At 38.2% G+C, this 22343-nt stretch carries 22 protein-coding genes; 6 read left to right on the forward strand and 16 right to left on the reverse strand.

The genetic code is table 11. From position 1 onward, the window contains the following. Window positions 1-4: 4 nt before the first annotated feature. A complete protein-coding gene (locus CEQ21_RS06400; protein ID WP_328593467.1) occupies window positions 5-862 on the reverse strand; it encodes an ABC transporter permease in 858 nt (285 codons plus the stop codon). Between the two features lie 421 nt (window positions 863-1283). On the opposite strand from CEQ21_RS06400, the gene CEQ21_RS06405 reads away from it, so the two are divergent. Continuing rightward, the gene (locus CEQ21_RS06405; RefSeq protein WP_185763751.1) at window positions 1284-2168 is read left to right on the forward strand and encodes a carbohydrate ABC transporter permease; all 885 of its coding nucleotides are present in this window, start codon (window positions 1284-1286) and stop codon (window positions 2166-2168) included. 61 nt (window positions 2169-2229) lie between these two features. Here CEQ21_RS06405 and CEQ21_RS06410 read toward each other — a convergent pair whose 3' ends face one another. Next, complete coding sequence (locus tag CEQ21_RS06410) at window positions 2230-4461, reverse strand: helix-turn-helix transcriptional regulator (RefSeq protein WP_235907187.1); 2232 nt, start codon at window positions 4459-4461, stop codon at window positions 2230-2232. Between the two features lie 330 nt (window positions 4462-4791). On the opposite strand from CEQ21_RS06410, the gene CEQ21_RS06415 reads away from it, so the two are divergent. Together CEQ21_RS06415 and CEQ21_RS06420 are read left to right on the forward strand one after the other, a co-directional pair. After that, window positions 4792-5481, forward strand: coding sequence for a rhamnogalacturonan acetylesterase (locus CEQ21_RS06415; RefSeq protein WP_185763753.1), 690 nt, complete (start codon window positions 4792-4794; stop codon window positions 5479-5481). A gap of 128 nt (window positions 5482-5609) precedes the next feature. Next, the gene (locus tag CEQ21_RS06420; protein WP_185763754.1) at window positions 5610-6509 is read left to right on the forward strand and encodes a LysR family transcriptional regulator; all 900 of its coding nucleotides are present in this window, start codon (window positions 5610-5612) and stop codon (window positions 6507-6509) included. 38 nt (window positions 6510-6547) lie between these two features. Here the strand turns inward: CEQ21_RS06420 and CEQ21_RS06425 are convergent, their stop codons facing one another. After that, the gene (locus CEQ21_RS06425; protein ID WP_185763755.1) at window positions 6548-7447 is read right to left on the reverse strand and encodes a 3-hydroxyacyl-CoA dehydrogenase; all 900 of its coding nucleotides are present in this window, start codon (window positions 7445-7447) and stop codon (window positions 6548-6550) included. 107 nt (window positions 7448-7554) lie between these two features. Beyond that, a complete protein-coding gene (locus CEQ21_RS06430; protein WP_185763756.1) occupies window positions 7555-8169 on the reverse strand; it encodes a TetR/AcrR family transcriptional regulator in 615 nt (204 codons plus the stop codon). 159 nt (window positions 8170-8328) lie between these two features. Here CEQ21_RS06430 and CEQ21_RS06435 point away from each other — a divergent pair, with 159 nt between their 5' ends. After that, on the forward strand, window positions 8329-9099 hold the full coding sequence (locus tag CEQ21_RS06435; protein WP_185763757.1) for an SDR family NAD(P)-dependent oxidoreductase: 771 nt from the start codon (window positions 8329-8331) through the stop codon (window positions 9097-9099). Window positions 9100-9150: 51 nt separating this feature from the next. On the opposite strand, the gene CEQ21_RS06440 is transcribed toward CEQ21_RS06435, so the two are convergent. The 6 genes from CEQ21_RS06440 to CEQ21_RS06465 form a co-directional block, all read right to left on the reverse strand. Next, window positions 9151-11010 (reverse strand): ABC transporter permease, encoded by a 1860-nt coding sequence (locus tag CEQ21_RS06440; protein ID WP_185763758.1) that lies wholly within the window; start codon window positions 11008-11010, stop codon window positions 9151-9153. Next, window positions 10985-11749 (reverse strand): ABC transporter ATP-binding protein, encoded by a 765-nt coding sequence (locus CEQ21_RS06445; RefSeq protein ID WP_185763759.1) that lies wholly within the window; start codon window positions 11747-11749, stop codon window positions 10985-10987. The genes CEQ21_RS06440 and CEQ21_RS06445 overlap by 26 nt, the downstream gene beginning before the upstream one ends. Window positions 11750-11835: 86 nt before the next feature. Further along, the gene (locus tag CEQ21_RS06450) at window positions 11836-12837 is read right to left on the reverse strand and encodes a sensor histidine kinase (RefSeq protein ID WP_185763760.1); all 1002 of its coding nucleotides are present in this window, start codon (window positions 12835-12837) and stop codon (window positions 11836-11838) included. After that, window positions 12834-13538, reverse strand: coding sequence for a response regulator transcription factor (locus CEQ21_RS06455; protein WP_185763761.1), 705 nt, complete (start codon window positions 13536-13538; stop codon window positions 12834-12836). Before CEQ21_RS06455 ends, CEQ21_RS06450 begins: the two co-directional genes overlap by 4 nt. 131 nt (window positions 13539-13669) lie before the next feature. Then, entirely contained in the window at window positions 13670-14221 is a 552-nt protein-coding gene (locus tag CEQ21_RS06460; protein WP_419181570.1) for an NADPH-dependent FMN reductase, read from the reverse strand. Window positions 14222-14311: 90 nt separating this feature from the next. Continuing rightward, window positions 14312-15178, reverse strand: a complete 867-nt coding sequence (locus CEQ21_RS06465) for an SDR family oxidoreductase (protein WP_185763763.1) — start codon at window positions 15176-15178, stop codon at window positions 14312-14314. 191 nt (window positions 15179-15369) lie between these two features. On the opposite strand from CEQ21_RS06465, the gene CEQ21_RS06470 reads away from it, so the two are divergent. Then, entirely contained in the window at window positions 15370-15810 is a 441-nt protein-coding gene (locus CEQ21_RS06470; RefSeq protein WP_185763764.1) for an Rrf2 family transcriptional regulator, read from the forward strand. Window positions 15811-16004: 194 nt separating this feature from the next. After that, window positions 16005-17708, forward strand: coding sequence for a methyl-accepting chemotaxis protein (locus CEQ21_RS06475; protein ID WP_185763765.1), 1704 nt, complete (start codon window positions 16005-16007; stop codon window positions 17706-17708). A gap of 65 nt (window positions 17709-17773) precedes the next feature. On the opposite strand, the gene CEQ21_RS06480 is transcribed toward CEQ21_RS06475, so the two are convergent. The 6 genes from CEQ21_RS06480 to CEQ21_RS06505 form a co-directional block, all read right to left on the reverse strand. Beyond that, complete coding sequence (locus CEQ21_RS06480) at window positions 17774-18418, reverse strand: HupE/UreJ family protein (RefSeq protein ID WP_185763766.1); 645 nt, start codon at window positions 18416-18418, stop codon at window positions 17774-17776. Window positions 18419-18431: 13 nt separating this feature from the next. Beyond that, on the reverse strand, window positions 18432-18905 hold the full coding sequence (gene larC / locus CEQ21_RS06485) for a nickel pincer cofactor biosynthesis protein LarC2 (RefSeq protein ID WP_185763767.1): 474 nt from the start codon (window positions 18903-18905) through the stop codon (window positions 18432-18434). 16 nt (window positions 18906-18921) lie between these two features. Then, window positions 18922-19851 (reverse strand): nickel pincer cofactor biosynthesis protein LarC, encoded by a 930-nt coding sequence (locus CEQ21_RS06490; protein ID WP_185763768.1) that lies wholly within the window; start codon window positions 19849-19851, stop codon window positions 18922-18924. Further along, window positions 19832-20605, reverse strand: coding sequence for a nickel pincer cofactor biosynthesis protein LarB (gene larB, locus CEQ21_RS06495; RefSeq protein ID WP_185763769.1), 774 nt, complete (start codon window positions 20603-20605; stop codon window positions 19832-19834). Before larB ends, CEQ21_RS06490 begins: the two co-directional genes overlap by 20 nt. A gap of 93 nt (window positions 20606-20698) precedes the next feature. Continuing rightward, window positions 20699-21520 carry an ATP-dependent sacrificial sulfur transferase LarE gene (gene larE / locus CEQ21_RS06500; protein ID WP_185763770.1) on the reverse strand — a complete coding sequence of 274 codons (822 nt, stop codon included), beginning with the start codon at window positions 21518-21520 and terminating at the stop codon, window positions 20699-20701. Window positions 21521-21569: 49 nt separating this feature from the next. After that, window positions 21570-22340 carry an SDR family oxidoreductase gene (locus tag CEQ21_RS06505; RefSeq protein WP_185763771.1) on the reverse strand — a complete coding sequence of 257 codons (771 nt, stop codon included), beginning with the start codon at window positions 22338-22340 and terminating at the stop codon, window positions 21570-21572. Window positions 22341-22343: the final 3 nt, after the last annotated feature.

Genomic DNA, 22343 nt, shown 5'->3' on the forward strand with positions numbered 1-22343 from the left:
CTTATTAGTACACGCCGTCTTCTCCAAACTTTTTAGCTAGTTTATTAGCTAAAATAACTAATATCAATCCAACAATCCCTTTAAATAATCCCACTGCTGTACTAAAGCTTAATTGACCATTTTTCAACCCGGCTGTATAAATATAGGTGTCGAAAATTTCAGCAACATTTCTGTTTAATGAATTAAGCAGAAGATACATATGCTCAAATCCCAGGTCCAAAGTATGCCCGATTTTTAAGATTAGTAGCGTAATAATAACGGGACGAATGGCTGGTAATGTAACATGCCACGTTTTTCTGAGGATGCCCGCACCATCCATTTCCGCTGCTTCATATAATTGCGTATCAACAGCAGTAATCGCAGCAAGGTAAATAATCGTTGACCATCCTAATTCCTTCCAGATTATTTGACTAATGTAAACCGTTCGCGTCCAATCAGGTGAAGTTAAAAAGCTAATTTTGCCCAATCCTATTGACGCTAAAAACTCATTGATAACCCCGCCATCTACATTTAAGAAAACATACGTGATGGAAACAATAATTACCCAAGACATAAAGTGCGGAATATAAATCAAGGTTTGAATCCCTGATTTAAAGTATTTGTTTTTCACTTCATTCAACATGAGTGACAGGATAATAGGTAGTGGAAAAAAGATAACAATATTTAATGCAAACAGTATTAACGTATTATTCAATAACATGAAGAAAGTAGGTTCAGTAAATAAACGAATGAAATGTTTAAGACCTACCCACGGACTGTCAAGAATACCTAAGTATGGTTGATAGTCCTGAAACGCAACGATAAGTCCCGCCATCGGTAAGTATTTAAAGATTAGAAAATACAGCATACCTGGGAATATCATTAAATATAGAAGCTTATTCGTTTTTATCCCTGCCAGGATCTTTTGTCTCCGAATTCCTTTCTCTTGCTTAACAGTTAAGGTTGGTAAAGTATGATTTGGCTTCACAGCACCTCCCATTTTACTCCTCCTTCAATAGTGATTTAGCTTTCTGGATTAAGCATACTAAGACTAAATAATTACGTACATAATCATTTTATGATTACGCTTACAAACACTGTTATTTCAAGGTTTGTAAAGAGAATCCTACATTTTGATTATCGTTAATTTCCTGAATGATTATTTGGTTTTATTATCTGTAAGCCTCCAAGAAAGCGGGTTTTATAGCCATCTTCTTCTATGTTCGATAGTGATTATATACGTAATAATCTCTTCGATGATAAGGTAAGTGTATCTTTTAAACAGTAATTCAAGGAGGCTGTATATGTTGACGACGAAAAAGAATAAACTGACTAAAGGAGGCCGTGCGTTTTCAATAATTAATGGAACAATATTAATTATTATAGCACTCATTTGTTTCCTTCCTTTTGTGAATGTAATTGCCAGTTCCTTTGCATCCACTCAGGAAGTGGTAGCCAAAAAGTTTATCTTATTTCCACGAACCTTTTCTCTCGACGCATACCGGTATATCTTATCAACCCCAACATTATTTAAATCATTAGCTGTTTCCATCGGGGTTACTGGTATAGGCACACTGGTAAGTATGGTTCTTACTGCTTTAATGGCATATGGTTTATCCCGTAAATATTTATTTGGAAGAAACTTAGTGAATTTTATTGTTGTTTTTTCCATGCTGTTCAGCGGCGGAATGATTCCAACCTTCTTAGTCGTTAAATCGGTCGGATTGATTGACTCCTATTGGTCCTTAATTCTCCCAGTGGCAATTAATGCTTTTAACCTTATTATTATGAGAAACTTTTTTCAGGCTCTGCCTGATAGTTTGGAAGAGTCAGCAAAAATGGATGGCTGCACCGATTTTGGCGTATTTATAAAAATCATGCTGCCCCTTGCATTGCCATCCATTGCAACTATTTCCCTGTTTTATGCGGTGACCTACTGGAACACGTATATGACAGCAATTTTATATATTAACGATTCCACTAAATGGCCGATTCAAGTATTATTGCGTCAGATTGTTATTGTATCGAGCGGAATGCAGGCTGAGGGGTCCTCTGTTGATGTGGTTCCTCCTGCACAAACGATTAAAATGGCTGTTATTGTCATTGCAACAGTTCCAATGCTTATCGCCTATCCATTTGTCCAAAAATACCTAGTAAAAGGTGCTTTAGTTGGATCTGTGAAAGGATAATCTTAAAACAAGAAAAAGCTTCTGGAGCTCCAGAAGCTTTTTTTGGTGCTCTCTTTTCCATTTAGGAGTGCCGATATTCTTTTCGGTAATCTCCTGGGGTGATGCCCAACTTCTTTTTAAAAAAGCGGATGAAATTTTGAGGGTTGCGATATTTCAAACGCTCAGCGATATCCTTTATCGCTAAATCAGTGTCTTTCAGCCAGGTTTGTGCCATCTGTAAACGATAATTCATTAAATAATCTACGAAGGTTTGACCATATTCTTTTTTGAAAACATTGCTTAAATAATTAGGATTATAATGCAATCTGTCAGCAATCAAATCCAAGGAAATTTCTTCATCAAATTCGGTTTGGATAATATAAACCATTTTTTCTGACAGTGATTTAAACCCGCGCTCCGTCTTATCTTGCGTACTGATTATTACTGGTTTTATTAAGTCATTGATCAGCATTTGTTTGATTTTTTCGGGATGGTAAGCAGTGATTGCTGCTTGGTACATTTTCTTAATATTTTCAAAGATTTTTGATTCTGCACCTAATAGCTGGCCTAGCTGTACAAGCTCATTAATGACTCTTATTAAAGTTACCCCTAAGCTTATCGGGTTTTTATTTAAGCGGAAAATTTCATCCACTAAAACGCCAACCATGCTTATGACAACTTCTTCCTCTCCTGACCGAATAGCAGTCATTAACTCATTTTGCAGCTCGACAGGAAATTTTGAAATCGACGCATCATTTAGCATTGAAGCAATATCCTTATAGAATATTATTGATTCTGCACCAACATTCACTCGATAATGAAGCGATTCTTTCGCTAAATCTACTGCTTGCTTACTTTCTATTAAACTGTCATAAGCAGGGCTGATTCCGGCGCTTATTACTATATTCAAGTATTTCTTCACAGCTGTTTGAATGTCTGTGTAATACGTCATAATACTCCGTTCTGCGTCTTGGTCCTCTTTACCTAGGACAAAGATGACTGCTTGCATCTCATCATTTAACACAATCGGAATTAAGCGTTCATTTTTAGGGATTATTTCCTGCACAATATTATTTATGCCCAATAAAAATACGCTTCTATCCTCCAATAGTTTGTCATCTAAGTTATCGATTTGGATTAATCCAGTATAAAACACCTTATTTTCCGCTAACTGGTATCCAAATTGCTCCAATCGGTGCGTAACCTCGTTTTCAGTTATGCGTTTTCTAAATAAACTCAAAACAAATAAAGTCTCTAATTGCGGTTTTTGCTTCGTTAAATTAGCTGTTAACACCTCCTTTTGACCAACTACCTTTTCCACAGATTCAGCTAACAGAGAGAGTTCATTTTGCTTTGGATTTGCCCGTTGAATACCAAGCTTGTCTTGAATTCTTTTGATAGGACGTGAAAAGGATTCAGCCAGCAAATACGAAAGAAAGCCAACTAGCAAAATCAAAATAGCAGAAGCAATAAAAAGTCCGATTCTCGTGTTATGAATGATACTGCCAATTTCACCTTCGTTAATCTCTACTAAGTAAAGCCAATTATTATAATTTGAGCGCGTAAAAACATACTTCTTTCCGTCGTCTGTATTGATTACACTTGAATTTTCGCCATTTTCGACAGCTGCTGTTTTTAAGTGCCGAAAGCTGTCCTCAGGTAGTTTTGTTTCATTACTTGCAGTTGTATAAATCAGCTTGTCTGTTCGATCGTAAATTTGCACAAGCTGGTGATTCTCCCCAACAATTGTATCAATGCTTAATTTAGGAATATTTGCTATTCCTACTGCAAATTTTTCACTTTGATAAATGGGCAGAGTCATAACCATTTGGATGCCGTTATTAATCGGTTCCCAAAAAAGGCTTCTGCTTGTATCGGATACATATTCTTTTTGATATTTTTTTACATCATCCATCGCCTGGGTTTTTAAAGAACCTTCAATAATTCCCCATTGTTGTGTTAAGCTAATCAAACTATAGTGGCTTCCTTCAATCCCCATCAATTCTATGTAACTCATTTCTTTTTTTATGTCGCGATAAGTAGCGAAATCTTTGTCAGACAGTGGATTATTAAACACTTTTTCAAAATTTGCAGTTGAACTGTATGCCGTAAATCCGTATTCAATTGTCCTTACCTTCTGTTCCACGTTCTGGAGGATTTGCTTTGTATAATTTTTCTTATCTGTTAAAAAGCTTTCCTCAACAGATTCATAGGTAGAGTTATAGATAAAGATACTGAATCCAACAACAAGACCGACTCCAACTAAGAGAAACGGAATAAAAAGACTGTGAAACACGCGCGTTTTTTGAAACAAAATCATCACTCCTTCATAGTTTTTCGTTCACTATTTGTAAGCGTTATCATTTTTTAATACCTTATTTCTCTGCAAAGTAGCAATTTTCCTTGGTTACCATTCAGTATACACCTTCATGGTAGATAAATTTGGTGAATTATGTAACTCGATTTCCAATTGTATTAATAAGAGGAATTGACTTATAAACCTATAAGTTATATTATGTAAGCGTTAACACATCATTCGTATTTAACAAAAACAATAGTTCTATTATGATTATACATAATAGTGTTAACGTGTGCATATACCTAATTGAAAAAAATGGATAATTACTATATAGGAGTTGTTTATATGGAGGGAAATATTACTATTTTCATCGCTGGAGATTCAACAGCTGCAATGAAAATACAGGAGAAGCGTCCAGAAACGGGCTGGGGTGAGGCTTTCCAAGCATATCTTTCAGAGGCCGTCATCCTTGATAACCGGGCAATTAATGGCAAAAGCACGAAATCCTTCCTCAAAGAAGGCCATTTAAGAGCAATTGAGAAGTGCATTAAACGAGGTGATTACCTGCTTATTCAATTTGGTCATAACGATCAAAAACTGGAGGATTCTGCAAAAGGCACACAGCCGTATGGAGAATATCAGCAAAATCTCTTACAATATGTTCAGGTTGCACAAAGTGTGAATGCCTTTCCTTTATTATTAACATCTGTTACGCGCCGTAATTTCAATGGAACTATCATTGACGAAAAGTCTGTTGGAGACTATCCAAAAGCAATGCTTGAATTTGCTGCAGAAAATAATGTACCTGTACTTGATATCCATACAATAACACGAGAGTTTTTCAATGCAGCAGGTGAAGAAAAGTCAAAGGATTATTTTTTACATATAGCTCCAGGCCAATCTGAGAACTACCCTGACGGTATTACCGACAATACCCATTTTAATGCAAAAGGAGCCGCAATTGTCGCTAAATTAATTGCCGTGGCAATGAAAGAAAGCAATTTATCTATAAAGGATTTTATTGTACTGCCTTGATAATAACAGAAGCGGTTTCCTCTATATCTAGGAATTTCCCTAGCATTTTTCCCTTCTCTGTTAAAATATTTGCTAAAATAGCTTTAAGGAACAAAAACTATTCTTAAAAATTATTTAAGGTGACAAACATGAATATAACCCAGCTTCAATATTTAATTGATGTCGGAGAACTAGGCTCCTTTACAGATGCCGCCAAAAAGAACTTAATGACAGTCCCAGCCATCAGCCTGTCCATCACGCAATTAGAGGCAGAATTAGATGTGCTGCTTTTTACTCGTTCACGCAAAGGTGTAACCCCAACAGTAGAAGGCAAAAAAGTCATCCAGCATGCCGTAACCGTTTTGAAAACCATCGACATGCTGAAATATGAAATTGCTGTTTCCAAAAACAACCTGTATGGAAATATTGTTATTGCCACAATTCCCGGACTAGTTTCACAAATCATTAATAATACCCTTGAATTTCGTGAAAGCTACCCTTACATTAATGTACAGGTAATGGAGGAAGATACTGCTGCAGTGCTGGAACAAGTAAAAAATGGCCATGCAGATATGGGCTTTGTTTCGTTAGGCTCAGGCAATCATGATGTTGCGTTGGAATGGGAACCGATTAAAAGGGTCGAAGTGGTGCTTGCCGTTAATAAAAGCTCTATCTTAAGATTCAACAATAAGATATCCCTTGACCAAATCATAAACGAAATGAATGAATCAATTGTCCTGTACAATGACCCTTACTTGAAAAAAATTGCCGAGGATTTATTTCCAGATAACTTGAGGAACAGAATTGCCTTGACGACAAATAACGGAGACGTTCTTTTACAAATGGTACTGCAAAGGAACGCTATCACGATCACTAATGACTATATCATTCAAGCATTGCCGACACATCTTAAGGATGAAGTCGTGACAATTTCCATTAATGAGTATCTTACCCTTTCCAATTATTTATGGCGTGTGACTCGAAAAAATGAAAAATGCCCGGAAATGATTAATCAGTTTACAGAGCACCTTTTGCGGGATTTAAAATAACAAAAAAGCCTTCCGAATGCGGAAGGCTTTCTGTTATATTAATTTCCCAAGAAATCAGGGTCCATGAAGCGAGGATTTGGATACTTATAAAACCCTTCTCCTGTGGCAGCCCCAAGTTTTCCTTTGTCAATATACTCTGTTTTCAAAAGCTTTGCCAACTTTTTGAATTCTGAATTACCTGTCGCTTCCGCTTTTGCCTTTACAATATTGTATGATGTTGTGATGCCGACAACGTCAAGGATCGCAAATGGACCTTTTGGCGCTCCTGTTGCAATCATCCATGTTTTGTCAATTGTTTCAACATCAGCAACCTCTTTTGATAACAATAGCTCTGCGGCGTCTAAAAGCGGCACAAGCAAGGAATTCAAAATATATCCGGGCTGCTCCTTATGAAGAGGCAATGCTACCATGCCAATTGCTTTCGCAAACTCAACAACTTGATCAAACACGTTCATGTCTGTTCCTTGGTGTTTCATTATCTCTGCTGTATTGTTTATCCAAATTTCATTAGCAAAGTGAAGTGCCAGAAATTTCTCTGGGCGTCCAGTTGCTTCGGCAAACTGGCTAGGCAGTAATGTCGATGAATTTGTGGCAAATACGGTTTTTGCTGGTGCTACTTTGCTGAGATTTTGATAAAATTCTGTTTTAATCGGCACAATTTCTGGAATTGCTTCGATCAGCAAGTCTGCATCAGCAGTCGCTTTTGCTAAGTCACTGTTATAAGAAATGCGGTCAGATGCTGCTTCTACTTGTTCTTGACTCGCATTTAAATCCTTCTGATAACGTCCTTTTAATAGATTAATTTTTTCCTTTGCTGATTCAAGTACTTCATCATTAATGTCATAAACGGTTACGTTAAAACCGTGGAAGGCTGATTGGAAAGCGATTTGACTTCCTAAAACTCCGCTGCCTGCTACTGTGATTTGTTTAAATTCCATGATTTATACCATCCCTTTGTATAAAACTATTTCGTTCGACAATATTATTTTAAAATAGATTATATATAAAATAAAGTTAATAAAATTTAATTTAATTTAAGTTTTATTTAATGATGATTGCTGTCAGGTTTTTTTACGTTCACTTTTGGTGTAGAAAATCTTAAAATATGGATAAGCTGTTTTCCCATATAATCAGGCTGTTCCTGAAAATCACTGTTGATCCACTGCATTAGAATGCCGATAATGCCATGAATTCTATAGGTGGAAAATAGGTTAATATCAATATCAGCATCAACATCATCTGTAAAAAACTCAAATTCCGATCTGAAAATACGATCTAGCCTGTTAATCATTTTTTCCTGAAAGGAATAATTCGTTTCTGGTGACAGCATTAGCTTATAGAAGTCTTTATGCTCTAGAAAATGATCAAACAATACAATGGCATTAGCAGACAACTCATGAAAATCAATGACAGATAAATTTTCATATGGCTTTTTATATGCTTCTTCCATCTGCTCAAACATATCCTCAATTATTTCATCCAATAGCTCTTCCTTGCATTTATAGTGTGCATAAAATGTGCCTCTATTATAATCTGCCGCATGAACAATATCAGTTATGGTAATTTCTTGAAAACTCTTTTGTTTCATTAATTCCAACAATGCTGCTTTGAAATTCTCAACAGTTCTTTTAACCCGCTTATCTGGATAAATAATAGACAATGGAAGGACCCCTTTAAAAATTTTACTAGACAAATGATTATCATTTGTATGTTTTTGTACATATTCATTATTATTGCATATTGAAGCCCTTTCATAAATAAACTAAGCTTTAATTGCAGATAAATAATACAATTTTAAAGATGAAGGGATCGATATAATATGACATTTCCAGTATTAGACGGAAAAGTTGCTATAGTAACGGGAGCTGCAATGGGTATGGGCCTTGCAACGGCAAAACTGTTTGCTGAAGCAAAGGCAAAGGTTGTCGTAGCAGACTTTAATGAAGAAAAAGGACAAGCAGCGGTTGCCGAAATTGAAGCTGCTGGCGGTACAGCATACTTTGTAAAAGTTGATATTTCTAAATCAGAGCAAGTGCAAAACCTTGTAGCAAAAACAGTCGAAAAATTCGGCCGTCTTGATGTTGCTGTTAATAATGCAGCCTTAACTCCTGACAATGCCCCAGCGGCAGAATTCGATGAAGCATACTGGGACAGATTAATTTCTGTTGATTTGACTGGTACAGCGCTTTGCATGAAGTATGAATTACAGCAAATGATTAAGCAAGGCGATGGCGGAAGCATTATCAATATTTCTTCTGTGAGTGGGTTCCGTCCACAGCCGAACAATATAGCATACGTTGCTGCAAAGCATGGTGTTGTTGGGATGACAAAGGTTGCTGCATTAGAGAACGGTCCTCAAAATATCCGTGTTAACACAGTTGCTCCAGGAGCAATTGACACACCAATGCTAAGAGGTTCATTAGAAGAAACAGGTCAGACAGAAGAAGAATTTGCTCCACAGCTTAGCTTATTAGGCAGATTTGGCCAACCAATTGAAATCGCCCAAGCAAGCTTGTGGTTAGCCTCAGACCAATCATCTTATGTAACGGGGACAACTATCCACGCAGATGCTGGTTATACAAGCAGATAATTACACAAAAGCAGCGGCTCTATATAGAGCTGCTGCTTTTTTTGCCCTGTACTAAAGAACACGCTTAACCTGCTTTGTGTAAAAAAAACGGACAATCGCAAAGTAAATAACCTGGATTAATATAAAGACACCTAATACTGCTGTTGATATTTTTGTTAAATCATAATAAAAGAAATGTGACAGCGCTGTTAAAGCAACTGCACCATGAATCAATGCCACTAGAATTGGTGTAAAGAATAGAATCGCTGTTTGTCTTGTAAGAACATTCTTTAATTCCTTCTCTGTTAAGCCCATTTTAGCAATAGACCGAAACTTCTGTTTGTCTTCCTCTAAGTCCGCATACAGTCGGAAATAAAGGAAGCTTCCCGCCGAAACAAAAAAGACGATTCCGATAAATAATCCTACAAATAATACTAAACCATATGCCTTATTTAGCTGATAGATACTATAATCTTTAGCATAAAATTCATAAGGAGGAACTAATTTCTCTATCTTTTCGGAAGCTGCGATGACATTGTCTTGCCCTTTTGTTACTTGCCAAGCATGATAGCTCTCTACACTTATTGGCTCTGGCAGTTCTTTAAAGTCCTGATCAGAAACTACATAATAAGAGTCTGTTGCTGGAAGAGCTCTTGAATAGATTACTTCCTCTGGAATTAAGGATGTACCTGAATTCAGGTTGATGTTTTGTTTAAGTAATTCTTCCGTTTGGCCATATTCATTACCGGTAAATTCAACTACTTTAACCTCACCATTATTAATATCAATTGTATCCTCTCCCAAGAAAGCTGCAAATCTATTAAATTCAGTTTCACTAGTTATAACGATGTTATCTTGACCTATCTGATAATAATTGAGTTTTGTTTGCTCATGCATCGCTTTCATTTGTTCCTGGTTTACTGTTTCATTTATAAAAGCTACATCCTCTTTATCCTGATCAACACTTATATAGGCAAATGTATAGGGATTATTATTTTTCAGCCCTGCTGTTAAGAAGGTTTGAAACCCAAACAATGTACCGATTGCACTAAAAGCTACAGTCGATATAATCGCAACCATAAAAAAAGTACGTGCATTATCCTTCATCCGAAAGGATAAATCTGAAAAAAGGATCATATTGGTTTTCCACCAGAAGATGTTGTTATTCTGTTTCAATTTGCGGATTATATAAACGCTTAGCTGTGTAAACAACAGATACGTGCCTAGAATTACAACAATCACTACTGGCAGCATCGCAACAATTACGACCGCACCCTTTACAATTAATGCAGCTGCATAGCCAATACCAATCAGTAAGACGGCAAAAATCGTTAAAAAGATATTAGCCTTCGGTTCGCCTTTAGACTTCTTATTTCCCTTGATTAAATCAATCAGCTTACGGCTCCGTAATATATAGGAAACAAATAACGAAATCATGAAAAATAACAAAATAAAAGACAGAAATGTTACGATAATTGCTTGTAAAGGAAAATAAAAGTTAAGAGCTTCATCCAACACAAGCACATTTTCTGCGATTAATAAAATCACTTTGGAAAATATTAACCCTAATAGGATACCGCCTAGTGTTGCAAAAAAACCGATTACCATGTTCTCCAAGAAAATCATGAGACGAACTTGCCTAACGGACATCCCTTGCATCATCAATAACCCTAACTCTTTCTTCCGCGTCGTCAAAAACGAACTCATTGAATAAAGGATAAAGAAGAAGGAAAAGACATAAATGATGGCTCCTGCAATATTCATCCCTTGTTGGACAGAGGAATTCATATCACTACCAGATATCACCTCGTGGAAGGCAAAAATCGCAAATGTAAAAAATACCATTACCGTAAACATACTGCTTAAGAAGTAGGCTGCATACAGTCGCTTGTTGCGAATGACATTATTAAACGCGAATCTGCGAAAGGTCATGACCATCTCCTCCTAGTAAAGAAAGTGTATCAATTATTCTTTGGAAGAAGGCTTGGCGGTTATCGCCGCGATGAATTTCTGAATAAAAATTTCCGTCGCGAATAAATATTACTCGATTACAGTAACTGGCTGCTTGCGGATCATGCGTCACGAGTAGCATCGTTGTGCGCTCATGCTTATTTATCGTTTCCAGCATTTCCATAACATCTTTGGAAGACTTCGAATCAAGATTTCCCGTTGGTTCATCAGCAAGCAGCAGCTTAGGCACATGAATCATCGCCCTTGCCACGGCTGCTCTTTGCGCCTGACCTCCAGAAATTTCATATGTGCGCTTATTCATAATAGAGGTAATCACCAATTTTTCCGCGATTTCCTGTGCCTTTTGTTTCATCTCTTTCACCTTTTTTCCATCGAGCGTTAACGGAAGGACAATATTTTCTTCTACCGTCAACGTATGCAGCAAATTAAAGTCCTGAAAAACAAAGCCAAGTTCACGTCTGCGGAATTTTGCCAATTCCTCTTTTTTTAGCTGATGAGGATTTTTACCGTTTATCAAAATCTCGCCAGTTGTTGGTTCATCAATTGTTGCAATCATATTTAATAGAGTTGTTTTCCCACTGCCAGATGGCCCCATAATCCCAACAAACTCACCCTCTTCAACAGCTAAATTTATATTGTTTAAAGCTTTATAAGCAATTTTCCCTTCATAAATTTTACTAACCTGGTTCACTTCTAACATCACAAGATCTCCTTTTCTGCTTTTGACCTGTGATTAGTATACCTTTCTGATGGATGACTTAACTATCGATTCTTCTTACACTTTCCTTACAAGCCTGTAAGGTTTTGTGTTGCAGAAAAAACGATGCGAAAGGTTGTACCCTTTCCGTAAGCGGACTCCATTTCCATTTGGTGATTAAGATGTTTTAACGTCTCCTTTGTTAAATAAAGCCCCATCCCAGTGGATTCTCGAAACTTCCTGCCATTTTCTCCGGTGAAAAAAGGATCAAAAATCCGCCTTTTATCACTTTCTGGTATGCCAACCCCAAAATCCTCCACTTCCAGTATGGCTTCCTTCTCTCTTTCATAAATGGAAATCACAATCCGACTACTAATTCCGGACGAATATTTTACTGCATTATTAATGAGTTGGGTGAGAATAAAAAACAACCACTTTTCATCGGTTTCCACTGTGATTCCTTCCCTTTTCACATCCAGCTTCGGATAAACTTTGTTGCGAATATAAAAGCGTTTATTCTCACCGTTCACTTCATCCACCAATTTCACAAGATACACAGGCTTAATATGAAAATCCTGTTCAATGGTTTTTAGCCTGGCAATGTACAGCACCGTGTTTAAGCCTGCCTTCATCACTGCCGTTTCTTCGCGGATGCTGGAGGACTCAGGTTCGTCTAAATTTTGGGCGGTAAGCTCAATCACTGACAAAGGTGTTTTCATCTGATGAACCCATTGATCCATAAACTTGCGATGCTCCTCCTGTTCTTTTTCAACTGCTTTCAATTGAGTCTGAAAAAGCTTGTATTGACTACGCAACACCTCATCAAAAGCCGTAGAAATCGGGGCATCATCTGTTTTTTTATAGCTGTCATCCAGTGATTCCAGCGGCTGATTTAAACGCTTGTACATTTTCTGACGTGATAAATAATGACAAGTGAGATAACCGCCAAGAATGAAAAAATTAAGAAAAACAGTGTAACAAAACAGTTTAATATCGCGATAGCCATCAAACCAGAAGATAGAAAGGAAGAGGAGCATTTGCACAAATTGTACGAACATCAGCAAGGCATGCTCTTTCATAAATAACTTCATCTTTTATCTGCCGCCCAAGATACATTTAACCGGTATCCTGCCCCTCTTACTGTTTCGACTGCATCCTGCAAGCCAATTTCCTGAAATTTTTTCCTGACTCTCGTAATATTGACATTCAATGTATTTTCATCCACATAGCTTTGGTCATCCCAAAGCTTCTCAAGTAAATCCTCACGTCCAGCCACCCGAGGATATCGTTCCATTAAACTTTCTATAATGTCCGCTTCTTTTTTTGTTAAGGAAATATTCTTGTTTTTATAGGTAAGCTCCAATCTCTCCGGAAAGAATTTTAGACCAGCGTTTTCTATTATCCGATTCTCTGGAATGCTGGCATATTCGCCGTAAGCACGGCGCAGCTGACTGCGGATTTTTGCGATAACAATTTCCGCACTAAACGGCTTTGTTATATAGTCATCGCCACCATTTTCCAATGCCATTACTTGATCCATCTCTCCTATTCTTGCGGAAAGAAAAATCACCGGACACACCGATTCCTTCCGGATTTGCCTGCACCAATAATAGCCATCAAAACTTGGCAAATTAATATCCAGCAGCACTAGATTTGGAATTATTTTATGAAAAGTATTCATAACATGTTCAAAATCACTGACACACGTCACATCATAGCCATATTTCTCAATATGAATCTTTAAGTGGGTTGCTATTTTAGGGTCATCCTCAACAATCAATATTTTTTGCATATGTGATCACTCCTTAATTCAGATACCATTATGGCATAGAATGGAAGCAGCGACAAAGAAATCACTATTATTGTTCAAAGGACAATAAAAAAACCGAGCATCCAACAAGATGCTCGGTTGTCTATTAATCATTATTGTCGCAATGTTTTTAGTGCACCGCTCCATGCATGCACTTGATCAAGCATCTCATTAACATTTGTAAGATGGAGATCAGCAGGCTTAAATACTGTGCCATTCTCAAAATCTGTAAACAAGGATAGTGTTGGATGAACGCGGACATCGGCAATCAGCAGCTCCCCTAAAATTCCTCTTAAGTGCTCAGCTGCACGTGCTCCTCCAGTTGAACCATAGCTTACGATTCCGGCTGCTTTGTTGTTCCAAGCATCTCGTGCCGAATCAAGGGCATTTTTTAATGCTCCTGTAATACTGTGGTTGTATTCTTGGACGATAAAGACAAATCCATCAAGGCTGTCGAGCTTTTCATTCCATTTGGCAACACCTTGCTCCTGACCATCTGTTGTGCCAAGAAACGGCAGGCTGAAATCGGCAATATCGACAATTTCATAGTTGGCATCTCCGCGTTGTTCCGCGATTTCTTTCACCCATGCTCCAACTTGCGGACTAACTCTTCCCTGTCTTGTACTTCCTAAAATAATCCCGATATTTAACTTTTCCGTTGCCATTTTTCCAGCCTCCTCTTTTTGTTTACCAAAAATTCTTTTGAAAAAACTCATCTTATCAGCCCCTTGTCACAGTCTAAAGAGTCATCTACATTAGTTAGAGCTGCCTTCTACTATTTGTGCTAAACCTTCACGCAAAGATGTTACTGGACGTCCAAGCAGTTTATCAAAATCATTGCTTTCAATTGCCAATGTACCTTCGCGAATATCCTTTTGAATATTAACTAGCATTGGCAGCAAAAATTCTGGCACACCTGCTTGTTTCATGATGTCTGCATAATCAGTGTCCTCAACATGCTGTACGACTACTTCTTTGCCAAGAACAGCACTCAGTTCTGCGGCAATTTCGTCTTGAGTTAATAATGTACCGGAAAGTTCATAAATCGTATTTTCGTGATTAGTGCCAGTAAGTACTGTCGCTGCTGCTTGTGCATAATCCTGCTGCACTGCCCAGCCAACCTTGCCGTTTCCTGCTGATGTTACCCAAGGTGCTCCTGCTAGAACTCCTTGAATACTGGAGCTTTCATTTTCTAAGTACCAGTTGTTGCGAAGGAAGGAATAAGGGATGCCTGTTTTTAGGATTGCTTCCTCTGTTGCTTTATGTGTTGGTGCAAGGAAATTACTGCTTTCCTGTGCGTTGCCGATACTTGTGTATGCGATGAATTTCACACCAGCACGCTCTGCTTCGGCCACTGCATCTGAATGCTGACGAATTCTTGTTTCATTATCGCCATCTGCAGAAATGAGCAGCAAACGGTCAATTCCTGAAAATGCTGTAGCCAATGTTTCTGGCTGGTCAAAATCTCCGTGGCGCACTTCTACACCACGTGCACGAAGATGCTCTGCTTTCTCAGGGTTTCGAACACTAACTGCCAATTGTTCTGCGGGTACTGTTTTAAGTAATTCCTCGACCACTTTACTGCCTAATTTGCCTGTAGCTCCTGTTACTAATAGCTTCATTTCTATTCCTCCAAGTAAATTTATTCATGACAAGTTGTTAACATGCATAATATCGATGTATTTATTTCGAATACCTGTATTAATAATAGATACATCTTAAGTTTTTGTCAATGAGAATGGTTTTTATTTTTTGGGGAATATCATGTATAATACTTTTTATTGTATTTTAATCGGAAAAGCAGGTGAGACTTATGCAAATTAGCAGCCGATTTAGCGTTGGTGTCCATATACTAGCTTTATTGGATATAAATAAAGACGGGATAAGCTCCTCCGAATTTTTGGCAGGAAGTGTCAACACTAACCCAACTTTAATAAGAAAAATCATGGGCATGTTAAAAAAAAATGGTTTAATAGAAGTGCAGCCGGGTATTGCTGGAGCGAGACTGGCAAAAGCTCCGTCCGACATTCGTTTAGTCGATGTATACAAAGCTGTTGAAGTTGTGAAAGACCAGGAATTATTCAGTGTGCACGAAAATCCTCTTCGTGAATGCCTTGTTGGCAGAAATATTCAGGATTCCATAGCACCTGTCTTGTCATCAGCCCAAATAGCGTTGGAAAAAGAACTAGAAAACGTGACAATCGAAGATATTATTAAAGATATTAAAAATAAGGAAGAAGAGACAACTCACTAATCAGAAAGTGCTTCCCCCCCCCTAGGCATGCAATTTGTTATTGCATGCCTAGGGGTATTTTTTATATTACGCCCCCGCCATTTCTCCTTGGTCTTTTTAACCTAAAATAGATTAAATTCCGACCACTTCACTAATTAATCATTTAACCGATATATAAATAGTAATATATGCTTATGAATAAGTGAGGTCGAAGGATGAAAATTAAAACACAATTAATCTTAATACTGACTGTTTTGCTTCTATCTTTAGTTAGTATAGGTGTTTACAGTAATTACAGTCTTCATAACGCTGAAGATAATTATGTAAAATTAAATGAGGCGAAAGAAATGCAGCGTCTCGTTACACATGTCCAATATCGTTTAGCAGGGATGTCAAATGACGAAAGAGGCTTCTTGCTGACTGGAGACAACCAATATACAGATGGAATAAACGAGAAGACTGCAGATGTAGAAGACACACTTACTTCTATGGGGAAACTAGCGAATTATCAAGAATATCAAAAAAGTATTCAACAACTAGCTACAAGCATTCAATCCTACAAAACAATGAGCGACAAAGTAGTCAATACGTTTAGCGATAATGCTCTTGAAGCAGAGGCATTACATTTCGGTGATTTAAGAGATTTACGAAAAGAAGTGCTTGATCCTGCAGTCAATACGCTTGTAGAACAAATTAACTCAGATGTTATCAAAATTGAAGCAGACAACGCACAAAACACAGAAATTGCTAGAACAACATTAGTTACAATTATTATTGTAGCAGCTGCAATAAGTGTAGTATTAGGTTTTGTTCTCCTACGCTCCATTTTACTCCCATTAAACATAATGAATAAGCAGATGGTAGAAATTGCATCTGGTGACGGAGATTTAACAAAAAGAGTGAAGGTAAGCGGAAGGAATGAATTTGCTAGCTTGGCAGCTTCCTTTAATGAATTCGTTCAATCACTTAGAGAAATGATTACACAAGTTGGCCAAACCTCCAAGGATGTTGCGCAATCCTCTGATGAGCTTGCAGCTAGTATGGAGCAATCAAGGGTAACAGCAGAACAAGTTGCTGATGCTATTCAGATAATTACTGAAATCAGCAATGACCAAAATACTGCTGCACAGCATAGTTTAAACAGAGTAAATAACTCCCTGCAAAATGTTCGAAATGTATCAACGAATGCTAATCATGTTGCACAAGAGTCCGATCGTATTAAAGGCAAAGCAAATGATGGTGAACAAGCGATGTCAGAAATGCTTGGGCAAATGGATACCATTCACCATTCCGTTGGATTGGCAGAAAACGGTCTGCACTCATTAGTGTCGAGCATAAATGAAATTAAAGAAACGCTAAGCAATATTCAGGAAATTTCCGGACAAACGAATTTACTTGCATTAAATGCTGCTATTGAAGCTGCAAGAGCTGGTGAGCACGGAAAAGGTTTTGCCATCGTTGCAGATGAAGTACGCAAACTGGCAGATATGACAAGTAATTCTGCCAACCATATCGACACACTAGTAAACGCTATTCAGAACCATTCTTCAGAAACTGTCGGGAATATGATTCTAGTTAAAGATAATGTCGATTCTGGTATTCAGCTTTCTGAACGAACAAATTCGCATATTAAAGAAATACTTGAAAGCATTGAAGTGGTTGCTGGCCATATTAAGGATGTTGCCACAACATCTGACCAAATCACAACAGAGGTTCAAGGTGTTCAGCAGGCGATGGAAGAAATCGCAAACAGCTCGAACAAAACATTGGCGAACACAGAAGAAGTTGCAGCTGCTACAGAAGAACAAACTGCATCATTCCAAGAAGTTTCGTCTTCAGCAACAGCCCTATCCCAACTGTCCGATCAGCTTGAAAAATTGGTTCATCGCTTTAAGGTTACGGAAGAAAATAATAGGTAATTAAAAAAATGCCCTAAGGTACTTCTACCTTGGGCATTTTTTATAATTTTGTTCTCACCAGCTATTTATTTTACCCATAATTTAAATAAGCCATCTGTTATGCCAATAGAGTACATATAGTAGACACCAAATGCAAAGCTGACAGACCCGGCAAACCTTACTAACAGCTTATTTGCAAGGATACTTTTACTGCTGTATACAAATGGAATGCCGATTATTGTGGTGAAAATAAGCATGCCTATTATTGTTCCTATACCAAAAACCAAGATGTACAAGGCACACTGCCAAACTGTTGAAACTGTTGACATAGTTAACAACACCATTGCTGCACTTCCTGCAAGACCGTGAATTATCCCTATTAACGTAACTTTAATAAGTGACGTTCGTTCAGTCGGCTGTTTTAGATTTTTATTTGTATAAAACAGCAAGTTTTTGCTTCCTAAATACACAAGCATAATTCCTACCATAAATTCGAGGGTCATTACCCATTTATCAGCTAACTCCCCTTTCAGCAAAACAATCAAGATCCCAAAAACAAATAATGTTGCCGTATGGCCAATTCCCCAAAAGGCTCCTGCCAATGTTGATCTGGAAAGTCTTTTATCCTTACTGACAATGGTAGATACTGCAATAATATGATCTGGTTCTAATGAATGCTTTATGCCAAGTATTAACCCTAAAAATAATACTGAAATGAATGAAATAATCATCACAGAATCTCCTTTATATTTCTGACCTCGTATTTCTCCACACTTGTTCATATACTTCTTTCAGTGGGATTTGGTGTTGCACTGCTATTTTTTTGCAATCTTCATATTCTGGTGCCGTTTGGACAATCTGTCCTTGCAGGATACCTTCCTTCACTTTAACTATCCCCCACTCTGTTTTGACCTCTCTAAACCTTCGTTCAAGGCGATGGACGACAACTGGGTAATAACGAATGCCTAATGTGGTAGTTTCCTTAAAGAGAATTCCCTTCATTTCCGCTAATTTCTGCTGTGAACACAGCAGTTGCAGCAAAATTCCCGGCCGATTTTTCTTCATATAAATCGGTGAATAATAGACATCGTTAGCGCCACTTGCAAATAATAAATCCATAACATAACCAAGTACTTCCCCGGAAATATCATCCAAGTTAACTTCTACTTTCAGCATCGCTTCATCGATATGTTCTTCATTGGGAGGATGTGCTGTCATCTGTTTATTCTCCTCTCTACAATGGTTGGGATTGCTCTCCTATAATTACTCGCAAGACATTTGGATGTTCGGCAAAGGTCTTTGTGCCAGCCCCATAGCCAATCGATTGCACCTTTAAAGATGGAAACGCACAAAAGTCAGCTGCCAATGCGACAACAATTGCCGCACCAGTCGGAGTCGTTAATTCACCGTGAATAGTTGTATGCTCAAGTGGAATTCCCTTTAATATCTCGAGGGTAGCAGGCGCGGGAACAGGATAAATACCGTGATCAATCTTGATTCTTCCTGTGCCCACAGGTATAGCTGATGCTTTTATCACCGTGACTTCCAGATGATGAATAAGTATCGCTGCCCCAACGATATCAATGATTGAATCCACTGCACCAACCTCATGAAAATGGACTTGTTCAAGAGGCATACCATGGATATGTCCTTCTGCCCGACCGATTTTTTCAAAAATATGTAAAGCTGTATTTTTGACATCATCCGATAAGTCCGCTTCAATAATAAGCTTCACAATATCTTTATAAGAGCGGTGATGATGACTGTGCGAATGGCTGTGGTTATGACTGTGTTCGTGACTATGCTCATGGCTATGGTCTTGATTGTGGTCGTGACTATGACTATGACTATGACTATGACTATGACTATGACCATGCTCATGGCTATGGTCATGATTGTGGTCGTGACTATGATTATGACCATGCTCATGGCTATGGTCAACAGCATTATTCATCCTTATACTATCTAACAACATCACATCAAATTTTGTGCTTGTGATTCCGTTTTTTACGACCTTCTTCCAAACAAGCTCGTATTCATCGTCAATTTGAAGCTTTTTCAATTCTTGAACTAAGAATTCTGGGTCAGCTCCTGCATCAATTAAGGCGCCAATTACCATATCACCACTTATTCCTGAAAAACAATCAAAGTATAACGTTTTCATTTTTTGTGCTCCTTTTTTGTGCAAGTTGATTGATTAAGACGGCGTTATAGCCGCCGCCGAAGCCATTATCAATATTTACAACACTTATTCCTGATGCACAGGAATTCAACATTGTCAGTAATGCGGATAAGCCGTTGAAATTAGCTCCGTAGCCAACGCTTGTCGGCACAGCAATGACTGGGTGAGACACAAGTCCGCCAACGACGCTTGGCAACGCCCCCTCCATACCCGCAATCACAACGGAAACGGTTGCATTTTGAATTTCCTCAAGATGATTAAAGAGGCGGTGAATTCCTGCAACACCCACATCATATATGCGACGCACCTCGCTCCCGAGCACTTCTGCTGTGACAGCCGCTTCCTCTGCTACTTTTAAGTCAGAGGTGCCAGCACAAATGATGGCAATATAGCCATTATCACTCGGTTGCTTCTCCGTCCCCTTTTTCCAATATAAAATCCGAGCAGTTTCATTGTAGATAAATTCCGGACAGACTACTTGAATCTTTTCCGCTTTTTCTTTAGAAACTCTTGTCACGAGCACTTGATTGTTCCGATTTCTTAACGATTGAATGATGGAAATAATATGCTCAGGTTCCTTCCCTTCTCCATAAACAATTTCTGAGAAGCCTTGACGTTTGTTGCGATGATGATCTACCTTGGCAAATCCTAAATTTTCATATGTTGCTAGCTTCTGTTTGGCTTCACTCACGCTTAACTCACCACTTTGAACTTGGGACAAAATTTCCTCCAGCATATCGCTCCACCCTTCAATTTTCCAGACTATACGAGCTTCATACTTAAAAAACCGCTAGATTGTTTGTTTTATGTTATTAGTACTCTACATAAATTAAATAATTGTGTTTCCTTCTTTAACAAGTGACTTGTTCATACTGCCACTCTGGTAGCCTATTAAATCTAAAGTAATATATTTGTAGCCGAACTCCTGCAATGCGTTCACTATAATCTTGTTTTTTCCGAGGATTATCTTCATATCATCTGGCTCTACCTCAATTCTGGCGATGTCCTGGTGTGTTCGAACCCGCACTTGACGAATATGCAGTGATTTCAGAAATGCCTCTGCTTTTTCGACCTTTGTCAGCTTTACCTTCGTGATTTTATCACCATAAGCAATTCTTGAGGATAGACATGCAAAGGATGGTTTATTCCACGTTGGCAGTCCTTGCTCAAACGAAAGCTCGCGAATTTCCTCTTTGAACAAATTAGCTTCTTGAAGCGGACCTCGAATCCCTTTTTCCTTTGCAGCCTTCATGCCTGGTCTAAATTCATTCATATCATCAGCAATGACTCCATAAATAACATTGTTATAGCCCGCCTCTTCCATAACCGGTATCAGATGATCAAACAAGCTGCTTTTGCAAAAATAGCATCTGTTTTTCGTATTTTCCGAGTAACCGGGAATTGCTAATTCCGAAGTTTCAATAACGATATGCTTTACCCCGATATGTAACGCCAGTGATTTTGCCTCTTCTAATTCGCTGGAAGGGTATGTTTCTGAGTCTGCCGTAACTGCAAGCACATTCCCAGCTCCAAGGGCATCCACTGCCGCTTTTAATAAAAATGTACTGTCCACTCCCCCTGAGAAAGCAACAACAACTGTCTCCATTTTCTGAAGGATCGACACTAGCTGTTCATATTTTTTTGCAATCATTGTTTCAGCATCCTTTCTCCCGTACTATTTTTTACGTTGGTTATGAAAATTAAATCGTCATACTTCCAAATCCGCCATCTACCCTTATCAAAGCACCTGTTACAAAGCTGGACGCTTTATCTGATGCCAGCCACACTGTTGTACCTTTTAACTCTTCCGCGCTTCCAAATCGTTTCATCGGCGTATGCCTCATTATGTCTTCTATTCTCTCTTGATCAAGAATTTTCTTATTTTGCTCTGCCGGGAAAAAGCCGGGGATAATGGCATTAACACGAATTGCGTGTGGAGCAAATTCACGTGCCAAGAATTGTGTAACGCTATTGATTCCTGCCTTTGATACAGAGTAAGTAAACACTCTTGAAAGCGGCGTTGTAGAAGAAACAGACGAAATATTAATAATGCTCCCTTTTTTCCCATGCTTTATCATTCTCTCCGCAAAAATCTGACAGGTTAAAACTATGCCTTTTAAGTTAACATCCATAATTCGATCCCATTCATCCATCCCAATTTCAAAAAAAGGTGTTGCACTATTCGTGCCAGGTGCGTTAAGAACAATGTCCCAGCAGCCAGCCCATTGTTCGATTTCATCTGCTGCGTTAAGTAACGAATTCTTTGTTAAGACATCAGCATAAAATGCTTTCGCAATCCCGCCATTTTCGGTTATTTCTTGAACAATCTCTTCTGCTTTATCTAAATTCCGGCCAACAATGGCTACCTTTGCACCATGCTCTGCCAAGCCCATTGCCATCGAGGAGCCTAATACCCCGTTTCCTCCAACTGCAACTGCCACCTTACCGTTTAAATCAAATAGTGTAGACATCTA

This window comes from Niallia circulans (assembly GCF_007273535.1).
Classification (GTDB): Bacteria; Bacillota; Bacilli; order Bacillales; family Cytobacillaceae; genus Niallia; species Niallia circulans_B.

What these genes read in the sequence shown, in the direction of transcription:
- CEQ21_RS06400 (WP_328593467.1), bottom strand. Translation starts at nt 862, where the DNA reads ATGATATTCCCAGGTATGCTGTATTTTCTAATCTTTAAATACTTACCG.
- CEQ21_RS06405 (WP_185763751.1), top strand. Translation starts at nt 1,284, where the DNA reads ATGTTGACGACGAAAAAGAATAAACTGACTAAAGGAGGCCGTGCGTTT.
- CEQ21_RS06415 (WP_185763753.1), top strand. Translation starts at nt 4,792, where the DNA reads ATGGAGGGAAATATTACTATTTTCATCGCTGGAGATTCAACAGCTGCA.
- CEQ21_RS06420 (WP_185763754.1), top strand. Translation starts at nt 5,610, where the DNA reads ATGAATATAACCCAGCTTCAATATTTAATTGATGTCGGAGAACTAGGC.
- CEQ21_RS06425 (WP_185763755.1), bottom strand. Translation starts at nt 7,447, where the DNA reads ATGGAATTTAAACAAATCACAGTAGCAGGCAGCGGAGTTTTAGGAAGT.
- CEQ21_RS06435 (WP_185763757.1), top strand. Translation starts at nt 8,329, where the DNA reads ATGACATTTCCAGTATTAGACGGAAAAGTTGCTATAGTAACGGGAGCT.
- CEQ21_RS06440 (WP_185763758.1), bottom strand. Translation starts at nt 11,010, where the DNA reads ATGACCTTTCGCAGATTCGCGTTTAATAATGTCATTCGCAACAAGCGA.
- CEQ21_RS06445 (WP_185763759.1), bottom strand. Translation starts at nt 11,749, where the DNA reads ATGTTAGAAGTGAACCAGGTTAGTAAAATTTATGAAGGGAAAATTGCT.
- CEQ21_RS06450 (WP_185763760.1), bottom strand. Translation starts at nt 12,837, where the DNA reads ATGAAGTTATTTATGAAAGAGCATGCCTTGCTGATGTTCGTACAATTT.
- CEQ21_RS06455 (WP_185763761.1), bottom strand. Translation starts at nt 13,538, where the DNA reads ATGCAAAAAATATTGATTGTTGAGGATGACCCTAAAATAGCAACCCAC.
- CEQ21_RS06460 (WP_419181570.1), bottom strand. Translation starts at nt 14,221, where the DNA reads ATGGCAACGGAAAAGTTAAATATCGGGATTATTTTAGGAAGTACAAGA.
- CEQ21_RS06465 (WP_185763763.1), bottom strand. Translation starts at nt 15,178, where the DNA reads ATGAAGCTATTAGTAACAGGAGCTACAGGCAAATTAGGCAGTAAAGTG.
- CEQ21_RS06470 (WP_185763764.1), top strand. Translation starts at nt 15,370, where the DNA reads ATGCAAATTAGCAGCCGATTTAGCGTTGGTGTCCATATACTAGCTTTA.
- CEQ21_RS06475 (WP_185763765.1), top strand. Translation starts at nt 16,005, where the DNA reads ATGAAAATTAAAACACAATTAATCTTAATACTGACTGTTTTGCTTCTA.
- CEQ21_RS06480 (WP_185763766.1), bottom strand. Translation starts at nt 18,418, where the DNA reads ATGATTATTTCATTCATTTCAGTATTATTTTTAGGGTTAATACTTGGC.
- larC (WP_185763767.1), bottom strand. Translation starts at nt 18,905, where the DNA reads ATGACAGCACATCCTCCCAATGAAGAACATATCGATGAAGCGATGCTG.
- CEQ21_RS06490 (WP_185763768.1), bottom strand. Translation starts at nt 19,851, where the DNA reads ATGAAAACGTTATACTTTGATTGTTTTTCAGGAATAAGTGGTGATATG.
- larB (WP_185763769.1), bottom strand. Translation starts at nt 20,605, where the DNA reads ATGCTGGAGGAAATTTTGTCCCAAGTTCAAAGTGGTGAGTTAAGCGTG.
- larE (WP_185763770.1), bottom strand. Translation starts at nt 21,520, where the DNA reads ATGATTGCAAAAAAATATGAACAGCTAGTGTCGATCCTTCAGAAAATG.
- CEQ21_RS06505 (WP_185763771.1), bottom strand. Translation starts at nt 22,340, where the DNA reads ATGTCTACACTATTTGATTTAAACGGTAAGGTGGCAGTTGCAGTTGGA.